At 75.1% G+C, this 9325-nt stretch carries 8 protein-coding genes; 4 read left to right on the forward strand and 4 right to left on the reverse strand.

The genetic code is table 11. The features are described from left to right. Positions 1–90: 90 nt before the first annotated feature. Entirely contained in the window at positions 91–576 is a 486-nt protein-coding gene (locus ABZZ17_RS37165) for an ATP-binding protein (RefSeq protein ID WP_356883288.1), read from the reverse strand. A gap of 247 nt (positions 577–823) precedes the next feature. Between ABZZ17_RS37165 and ABZZ17_RS37170 the strand changes: the two genes are divergently transcribed. Both ABZZ17_RS37170 and ABZZ17_RS37175 read left to right on the forward strand, forming a co-directional pair. Next, positions 824–1777, forward strand: a complete 954-nt coding sequence (locus tag ABZZ17_RS37170; RefSeq protein WP_356883290.1) for an alpha/beta hydrolase — start codon at positions 824–826, stop codon at positions 1775–1777. 137 nt (positions 1778–1914) lie between these two features. Beyond that, positions 1915–2649, forward strand: coding sequence for a phosphatase PAP2 family protein (locus ABZZ17_RS37175; RefSeq protein WP_356883292.1), 735 nt, complete (start codon positions 1915–1917; stop codon positions 2647–2649). 58 nt (positions 2650–2707) lie between these two features. Here ABZZ17_RS37175 and ABZZ17_RS37180 read toward each other — a convergent pair whose 3' ends face one another. The 3 genes from ABZZ17_RS37180 to ABZZ17_RS37190 all read right to left on the reverse strand — a co-directional run bounded on the left by ABZZ17_RS37180 (position 2708) and on the right by ABZZ17_RS37190 (position 6251). Further along, positions 2708–3715 carry a LacI family DNA-binding transcriptional regulator gene (locus tag ABZZ17_RS37180; RefSeq protein WP_356883294.1) on the reverse strand — a complete coding sequence of 336 codons (1008 nt, stop codon included), beginning with the start codon at positions 3713–3715 and terminating at the stop codon, positions 2708–2710. Positions 3716–3773: 58 nt separating this feature from the next. Next, the gene (locus ABZZ17_RS37185) at positions 3774–5405 is read right to left on the reverse strand and encodes a carboxylesterase family protein (protein ID WP_356883296.1); all 1632 of its coding nucleotides are present in this window, start codon (positions 5403–5405) and stop codon (positions 3774–3776) included. A 120-nt stretch (positions 5406–5525) separates the two neighbouring features. Next, a complete protein-coding gene (locus ABZZ17_RS37190; RefSeq protein ID WP_356883298.1) occupies positions 5526–6251 on the reverse strand; it encodes a phosphatase PAP2 family protein in 726 nt (241 codons plus the stop codon). 667 nt (positions 6252–6918) lie between these two features. Between ABZZ17_RS37190 and ABZZ17_RS37195 the strand changes: the two genes are divergently transcribed. After that, the gene (locus ABZZ17_RS37195) at positions 6919–8172 is read left to right on the forward strand and encodes an MFS transporter (protein WP_356883300.1); all 1254 of its coding nucleotides are present in this window, start codon (positions 6919–6921) and stop codon (positions 8170–8172) included. A gap of 148 nt (positions 8173–8320) precedes the next feature. Then, complete coding sequence (gene surE / locus ABZZ17_RS37200; protein ID WP_356883302.1) at positions 8321–9226, forward strand: 5'/3'-nucleotidase SurE; 906 nt, start codon at positions 8321–8323, stop codon at positions 9224–9226. Positions 9227–9325 lie beyond the last annotated feature (99 nt).

Below are 9325 nucleotides of genomic sequence, written 5' to 3' on the forward strand. Positions count from 1 at the left end.
TCCACCGGCCCGGGCCCGGCGGTCGCCGAAGCCGGGCCGGACCGGATCGGATCAGGCAGCGGCGCGTCTCCCGCACTCCCGCGCCCGCGGTCAGGGCGCCGGAACCCGCAGCCGTACCGACTTCCCCGACTCCCCCGCGACGACGGAGAGTTCGCCGCCGGATTCGGCGGCCAGCAGCTGGACGATCAGCAGTCCGCGGCCGTACTCGGATTCCAGGTCGGCCTCCGCCCGCGGAAGGGGCAGCCGGGGCAGGCCCGCGCCCTGGTCGGCGACCTCCAGACGGATCCAGCCCCCGCCCCGGGTCACACCCACCCGCATCCGTCCGGCGGCCGCGTGCCGCACGACGTTGCCGACGAGCTCGCTGACGGCCAGCAGCAGCACATCGGCCAGCTCCCCCGGCACCCGCCAGTCGTCGAGGGCGTCCCGGACCCGGGCCCGGACCTGCGGGACGGTCGCCGCGACGGGGTCGGTGACCCAGTGGACGAAACGGCCGGCCGAGGAGGGGTGCCGGGGCGCGGGCGCGGCGGGACGCGGGGGCTCCGCGAGGGACGTGGACCTGCCGAGGGGGGTGAGCATGGCGTGCTCCCGGAGGGGGAAGGCGGCGCACCCACTGCGGCGGCTCGTGTAACCGACGGGGAAGTCGGACTGCCCATGGGCTTGTGGTCAGCGGAAATGCGTCGCTACTGTTGTGATTACACGTGTAACACGTTATGCCTCCCCCGGCGATCCGCGCAAGCATTTCGGACAAACGTCACGAAGCCTGCGCCGCGCCGGGACCAGGCCGGCCACCACGGCCGCGCCGCGCCGCATCGGAAGGGCCTCAATGACGCAATCTCCCGCCGCCGGGTTCGACATCGCCGACATGACCTGGCCGCCCCCGCCCTACCAGCCCCCCGTACCGCCCGTGACGGGCGCCGACGGCGTGCGGTTCTTCGACGGGGTCACGTACGCCACCACGCCGGGCTTCCGCCCCCGCCTGCTCGACGTCCGGGTGCCCGCGGGCGAGGGCCCCTTCCCCGCGGTGGTCTGGATCCACGGCGGCGGCTGGCTGGAGGGCGACCGCCGCTACCCGCCGCCGACCGTGCCCGCCGCACTCCTGCACGGGGCGGTCCTGGGCGCCGGACTCGCGCTCGTCTCCATCGACTACCGGCACAGCCTCGAAGCCCCGTTCCCCGCCCAGCTGCACGACGTGAAGGCGGCGATCCGCTACGTCCGCGCCCACGCCGGGACACTGGGCATCGACCCGGACCGGATCGGCGTCTGGGGTGAGTCGGCCGGCGGTCACCTCGCCGCCCTGGCCGGGCTCGTCGGCCCGGGCAGCCCCGACGGCGCCGCCCTGGAGGGCGCGCACGGGGTCGGCTCCGGGGCCACCGGGGTGTCCGCCGTCGTCGACTGGTACGGGGTCTCCGACCTGCCCGCCCTCGCCGACCACCCGATGCCGGCGATGCTGGGCGGAGCGGACTTCCCGGACCCGTACGAGGCCCTGCTGGGCGGCACCGAGGCCGAGCGCCCGGCGCTCGCCCGCGCCGCGAGCCCGGTGACGTACGCCGAGGGCTCGAATCCCCCGCCGTTCCTGCTGGTCCACGGCACCCGGGACGGGCTGGTCCCCTACAGCCAGAGCGAATCCCTCGCGCGTGCGCTCTCGGACGCCGGGGGCGAGGTCACGCTGCGGCCGGTGGAGGGCGCGGACCACATCTTCCTCGGCTCGCCGGACATCGAGGCGATCGTCGCCGAGAGCGCCGCCTTCCTGGCCGGCCACCTCGGCGCGGGCGCCTGACCCCCCGCCTTCCGGTTGTGGGGCGTGGCGCGGCCGCGCCCCACCACGCCCGGCGGAACCGCGCCCCGGCACCGCCACCCGCACCCGTTCGCACCCGTAGACGGCCGCGGGCACGCCCGCGGCCGTGAGAGGCAGTCATGTCCACGCACCCCGCAACCACCCCTTCCGGCAGACCCGGCGCCTCCGGGGCGACCCGCGGCCGCGGCGCGCTCGCGCCGGGTCTCCTGTTCCTCGGAGGCGCCGCCCTCCTGGCCCTCGCCGTCCGCCCGGACGTCGTGAACCCGCCCTTCCAGGGCTTGGACGAACGCTGGCTGCGCTGGATGGGCGGCCCGCACGAGGGGCCGTACGCCGCCGTCGCGGCCGCCCTGAACTGGTTCGGCGGGCCTCCCGGCGCCGTCGTCCCGCTCGGCCTGCTCCTCCTGCTGCTCGTGCGCCGGCGCTGGGTGTCCGCCGGGTTCTTCCTCGGCACCTACCTCGGCGCCAACACGCTCGTCGTCCAGGGGCTCAAGCACCTGGTGGACCGGCCGCGGCCGGCGAACCCGATGGTCCGCGTCGACCACGGATCCTTCCCGTCCGGCCACGCCGCCTCGGCGGCGCTGCTGGTGGTACTGGTCGGAGTACTGCTGGTGCCGGCCGCCCGGCGGCGGGGGTGGTGGGTGGCCGGAGCGGTCTTCACGCTGGCCATGATGTGGAGCCGCACCTGGCTGCACGCGCACTGGCTGAGCGACACCGTGGCCGGTGCGGCCGCCGGCGCGGGCGCCGGACTGCTGGCGTGGTGGCTGTGCGGACCCGCGCTCCACCGGGAGCGCGTACGGGTCCACGACCGCCGGGGGGCGGCCGTGGGCACCCCCGAGCCCGCCCCGCAGCACTGACGGGACGGGCGGGACCCGGCGGGGGTCCCGCCCGTCCTCCGGGGATCGCGCCCGTCCGTCAGGAGCTCTCGCGGTGGACGAGTACGGACTCGACGGACGGCAGCGGCTGCGCCGCCCCCGTGGTGATCAGTTCGTGCAGGGAGTCCGCGATCCGCGCGGGCGACGGCAGCTCCAGGCGGACCGTCGTGAGCGCGGGCTGCTGGAACGCGGAGAGGACCAGGTCGTCGGAGCCGACGACGGCCACCTGCTCCGGTACGGCGATGCCCTCGGCCCGGAAGGCGTGCAGCAGCAGGGCGGCGTACTCGTCGTTGTAGGCGAACACGGCGTCGAGGCCGAGGTCCGGCCACCGCCGGGCGAGGGCGGTCGCGGATTCGCGCGTGTAGGACAGTTCGAGCGGGGTGACGGTGGCCATGTTCCGGGCGGCGACCGATTCGGCGCCCGCCAGGCGCGGCCGCGCCAGCGTCGCGAGCCCGCGCTCCTGCGGCATGACCACGCCGATCCTGGTGCGGCCGCCCGCGATGAGGTGCCCGGCCGCGGTGGCGCCGATGTCGGCGTGGTCGAAGCCGACGGTGTGCACGCCCTCGACGGGACGCGCGGCGAAGGCCAGCAGCCCGCGCACTCCGGCGCGGCGCAGCAGGTCGGCCGCCTGCGGGGTGAACCGGTCGCCGTCCAGGGCGACGACGGCGGCCGGGCGCAGCTCGGCCCAGGCCCGGGCGGCGTCGACGGGGTCGGCGAAGCGGCCCGCGTGGAGCACGGACGTGTAGCCGTGCCGGTGGAGTTCGCCGTGGAGGTCGTCGACCCAGTCGCTGACGAGGCGGCCTATCGCCGAGACCGAGGAGGGCATCAGGACGAGGTTGCTCCGGCCGGCCCGCAGGGACCGGGCCGCGGCGTGCGGTACGTAGCCGAGGCGGCGGGCCGCGTCGAGCACGCGCGCACGGGTGGCGGCGCTGACACGGTGGCCCTGGGTGTCGTTGAGCACGAAGGAGACGGTGGCGCGCGAGACTCCGGCCAGGCGCGCGACGTCCGCACTGGTGGTGGTCGCGGGGACGTGAGTGTCTTCGGCCATGGCGTCCCTCGATGTTCCTTCTGGTCGGTTCGCACCTGCCCTTCCGAGGTTACACGAGTTAGATCACGGCGCCGGAGGGCCCCTCGGGCGCGGGCCCGGGCCCGTACAGGACCCTGGAGGCGCCGGCGAGGTCACCGAGGGCCGTCACGACCGAGTCGAAGCGCATCGTGGTGCGCTCCCCCCGCTCGTACGGGTCCCACCGCGGCAGTCCGGCGTGGTTCGGGTCGCCCGTGCGGACGAAGGCGATCCAGGCCCGGTGCATGGCGGTGGCGAGTCCGTCGCGGACGGCGGGGGCCAGTCCGGCCAGGAAGGGGGCGTGTGCCCACTGGTCGAAGTTGGCGAAGACGAAGGGGAGTTCCAGGCAGTGGGCGGCGCCGAGCCGGCCGTCGTGGGCGGGCGTGGGCAGGTCGAACTGGTAGGCCCACACCGGGTGGCCGGCCTCGGCCCTCGCTTCGGCCAGCCGCAGGGCGGGAACGCGGAAGAGCTCGTCCGTGACGAGGTCCATGAGGACGTCGGCCGGGCGGGCACCGGGCCGGGCGCGCTCGTACGCGGCGTACACCTCGGGGGTGCGGGCGGCGCCGAACGTCTCCGCGATCCGCTCGGTCACCCGCTCGCGGGTCGCGGTGGCGTAGCCGTCGTCGAGGGCGAAGCCGAAGTTGGCCTCCTCGCGGGTCCAACCGATCATGACGTCGATGCCGGTCGCCGCGCCGTGCGTCAGGGTCCCGGCCGGATGGCGGCTCAGGGTGACTCCGTCGATCACGGGGAGGAACGGGGTCGGCCAGTACCCCCACCGCGTCGTCCGGGCGAAGAGTCCGAGGCCCGCGCCGATCAGCTCCGGCCAGTCCAGCGCGCGGAGTTCGGCCACGGTCTTGGCTCCGGCGAGCTCCAGGTAGGCGGTGACGCGCTCCTGGTAGGTGTCGGGCGTGGGGAAGTCCAGCCCGAGGGGCGGGCTCTGCAGGATCACCCGCTTGATCAGGCCCCGGGTCTCGGGGTGGCCGGCGAGGGCGGCGGTGGACACCGCGCCGCCCGACTGGCCCGCGACCGTGACGAGGTCGGGGTCGCCGCCGAAGGAGGCGATGTTCTCCCGCACCCAGTGCAGGGCGCGGAGCTGGTCGGTGAGCCAGGGGTTGCCGGCCCGGCCCACCGCCGGGGCGCCGTCGGCGGGCGCGGCGCCCCCGCCTTCCTCTTCACCGTCGCCTTCGCCCCCGCCCTCGCCCTCGTCCGCGAAGGAGAGGTAACCGAGCGGCCCGATCCGGTAGTTGACGCTCACGACGACGAGGTCCCCGTCCCGGGCGAAGGTGGCCCCGGAGTACCCGGGCAGCGACCCGGAACCAGAGACGAAGCCGCCGCCGTGGATCCAGACGAGCACCGGCCGGCGGGCGCCGTCGGCGGCGGGCGTCCAGACGTTGAGGGTCAGGCAGTCCTCGTCGAAGGGCGGCGAGCCGTGGCCGCCGAGCACCGGGTCCCCGCCCTCCCGGTACGGCTGCGGCGCGCTGGGGCCGTCGGCGGTGGCGTCCCGCGTCCCCGCCCAGCCGGGGTGCGGCCGCGCGGGCCTCCAGCGCAGGTCACCGACGGGCGGTGCGGCATAGGGGACGGCCCGGAAGACGATGAGCCCGTCTTCGGTCGCGCCGCGGAGGCGCCCCGCGGGGAGGTCCACCACCACGTGGTCCCTGCCTGGGGAGTGAGCCATGAGCCGATCCTTCCTGCCCGCGCGCCCGGATGCGCGCCGACACCACCGAGACTATGTCGTATCTTTTGCGAACGTCAATGATTCGCTACATGCCGGGCCGCGAGCCCTCCGGCCGTCCGGTCACAGCCAGAGGCTGTCCGAGGCCATGCGCTCCGCCTCCGTCTCCAGCATCGGCGCGAAGGCGCGCCACAGCACCAGACAGGCCCCCGCGCCGAGCAGCACCCCGGCGAACGTGTCGCTGAGCCACTGGGCGTGCAGCCAGGTCCGGCTCCCCATCATCGAGAGCACGTACGCCCCCGCGACCGGCCACCACCAGCGCCGCGCGCGGCCTGGGAACACCACCACGGCCACGACGAACACCAAGGTCACGGCGCTGAACACCTGGCCGGAGGGGTACGAGCCGTCGTTGACCAGGACCCACGGGTGCGGCGGGCGCGGCCGGTCGGCCAGCTGCTTGAGCGGCAGCACCACGAGCACGTTGGCGACGACGGAGACGCAGAAGACGAACAGCCCCGACCGCCAGCGCCCGTAGACGCAGAGGCAGCCGATCAGGGCCAGGGGGAGCACCAGCCCGAGGGGGCCGCCGAGCCGGTCGAGGACGAGGAGCAACCCCTCGGCCGACCCTTCGCCCGAGGCCGCACCGACGGAGGCGGCCCAGCGGTCGTCCATCCCCTGGAAGAAGGGGCGCGGGTCGACGCGCAGCCACAGCGCGGTAGCCACCGACGCGAGCAGCAGGGCCACCCCGCTGACGAGCGCGTGCCGGGGCGGGGGCGCCGGCAACCGGTGCCGGGGTGGCCGCGCCGGGTGGGGCGGGGGCATGACGGGGTGCGACGGCGAGTGCTGCATGGCGGGCCTTTCACGGTCAGCTGCCCGGGCGGTAGGGAACGCGGGGCAGTCGCGGGAGCGGCGAGGCAGGAGCGGGGGCGGGGGCGGGGCGCGAGGGGGGTGACGCACGGCCACCGCGGAGACGCGTGCGCGGGGCAGCGGTCCCGACGGAGCGGGCACGCAGGGGGAGACAGCCGGGAGCACGCCACTGGGGGAGGACGGGCGCGAACGTGACCGCCATGACCGCCACGGCGGCCACGGACGGGACGGCCAAGGACGGGGACGGACGGACGCCACGGACGCCACGGACCGATCGCTGCGCGGCACGGAGTATGGCCGATGCGCCACCGCCGCCACAAGGGCAAGAGGGTTTCCGGCCCGTCCGGCGCGCCAGGCGGCCTGGACCGACCGGTTACACGTCATGGCATCCGGTACGGCATGACGGGTCTCCGCCCGGTCACGATCTGCACAACGTCGGTCCACAGGGCCTGGCGGAGCCTCCAAATGGGTGCTACACAGTGTCCAGCGCCGTTGGTGACACGTGTAACAACATCATGTGAACGGGTTCATCGGCCCGCGGCTCCCGGCAACACCCCTGCCCCGCCGCCCCGCTGCCGCCCCGCGGCGCCCCTCCCCCACGCTCGACCGCTGCTCGTCACCTCCCCGCACCGTCCCCCGAGGAGTCGTCATGGCCACGAACGAAGTCGCCGGCCCGCTCGCCCCCGCAGCCGCGGAACCACCTCGCCAGCGCGCGCTGCTGCCCCTGCTGCTGGTCGCCAACTCCGCGATGATGGCGGTCTACATGGGAGTGGGTTCCGTACTCCTGCCCACCCAGATCGCCGCGATCGCCCCCGACGACAAGGTCGCCGTCCTGGGCCTGATCGGCGGGATCAGCGCCATCTTCGCGACCGCCTTCAACCCGATCGCGGGCGCGCTCTCCGACCGCAGCGGGCGCCGCGGTCCGTGGGTGCTGGGCGGCGCCCTCGGCTCCCTCGCAGGCCTCGCCTTCCTGGGGAGCGTGACGACGGCCCTGCTCGTGGGCATCGGCTGGTGCCTGGTCCAGGCCACCATGAACGTCTACCAGGCCGCCGTCACCGCCATCGTGCCCGACCGGGTCCCCGCGGTCCGCCGCGGCACCGCGTCCGCGCTGGTGGGTCTCGGGCTGCCGATCGGCGGCACGGTCGGCGTCCTCGTCGCGTCCGGGACCGCCGAGCACCTGCGCACCGGATACCTCGTCTTCGGCGCGATCGTCGCCCTGGCCGCCGTGCTGCTCACGACGTTCTGCCGGGACGTCCCGCGCACCGGGCCGCAGGACCCCGCGCCGGCCGCGCCGAAGGGGGCCCAGTGGGCCGCCTTCCTCTCCGCCCTCGCCCACCACGACTTCCGGTGGGCCTTCATCGGCCGGGCCCTGATGGTCCTCGGGTACTTCTCCGTCGTCGGCTACCAGCTGTACATCCTCGACGACCACATCGCGCTGCCCGCCGGGCTGACGCCGCCCGCCGCGATGGCCGTCCTCACCCCGGTGTCGATGGTCGCGATGGCCGTGTCCACCGTCGTCGGCGGTCTGCTGTCCGACCGGTGGAACCGCCGCAAGGTGTTCGTCGGGGTGTCCGCGGCGCTGGCCGGCGTCGTGATGGCGGTCCCGGTCGTCAGCCCGACGTGGACGGGCATGCTCGTCTTCAGCGCCCTCAACGGGCTCGCGTTCGGCTGCTTCATGGCCGTCGACACCGCCCTCGTGACCCTGGTCCTGCCGCGCGCCGAGGACGCCGCCCGCGACATGGGCGTCCTCAACATCGCGAACGCGGGGCCGCAGATCATCGCCCCCTTCGTCGCCTCGGCCGTGGTCACGGCCCTGGGCGGCTACACCCCGCTGTTCCTCGTCGGCGGGGCCCTGTCCCTGATCGGCGCCCTGGCGATCCTCCCGATCCGCAGCGTGCGCTGACCTCCCCCGGCCCGGTCACGTGACCGGGCCGGTCCGCGCTCCGGCGGGCGGGCGCCGAGGGTCGCCCGCCCGCCGGTCACCGCCCGGCTCCACCCCACCCTCGCCGTTCCCTCCCGCATCTCCAATCCCTTCTCCTGAGGAGCACTCCGTGAGACGCAAGCGAGTTCTGCCGCTGGCCGCCCTGGTGCTGTGCGCGCCCGCCCTGGCGGGCACGGCTCCCGCCAACGCCTCACCGCAGGCCGCGCCCGCCGGGCCGCTGCGGATCCTGCTGACGAACGACGACGGCTACAACGCCCCGGGCATCCGCAAGGCGTACGAGCGCCTGACCGCGGCCGGACACGACGTCACGATCGTCGCCCCGCTGACCAACCAGAGCGGCGCCGGCACCAAGATGGCGAACGCACCCACCGTCACGGTGAAGCACCCGGAGCCGAAGGTGTGGGCCGTGGACGGCTCCCCCGGCGACTCGGTGGCCTTCGGGCTGGCGGAGGTCTTCGCGGACCGCGCCCCGGACCTGGTGGTCTCCGGTACGAACTTCGGTCCGAACGTCGCCGGGCTCGCCACGCACTCCGGCACCGTCGGCGGCGCCGTCACCGCGCTGGAGTCCGGGGTTCCGGCCATCGCGCTGAGCACCGGCGGCCTGTCCGTGCCCGACCCGGTCACGACCGTCAACGCGATGGGTCCCACGATGGACTTCGCCGTGAAGCTGATCGACCGGCTGCGCGCCCGCGCGCGGTCCGGTCCGCTGCTGCCCGAGGGCGTGGGCCTGAACGTCAACCATCCCGTCGTCGGAGCGGAGGGCAAGGGCACGGCCGCCGGGGTAGCCACCACCTTCCAGGACCCGCAGACCGTGCTGGAGCCGGACTACACCGATGCCGGCGACGGCACGTGGAAGGTGTCGGTCAAGGTGGCCCTGCGGCCCGCCGCCAAGGGCGGTGACCTGGAGGCCCTGAGCGCGGGCAAGATCGCCGTGAGTCCCGTGAACCCCGACTGGAACACCGGACCGGCCGACCGGGCCGTGGCCTCCGTCCTGCTCGCCGGGCTCCGCCCGTAACCCACCCGCCGGGGGGGGGGGGGGGGGGCCCCCCCCCCCCCCGGCCCCCCCCCGGGGGGGGAGAAGTGCCCACCGAAGTACAAAGAAAAGCCCACCGCA

Source organism: Streptomyces sp. NPDC006512, assembly GCF_040611935.1.
Lineage (GTDB): Bacteria > Actinomycetota > Actinomycetes > Streptomycetales > Streptomycetaceae > Streptomyces.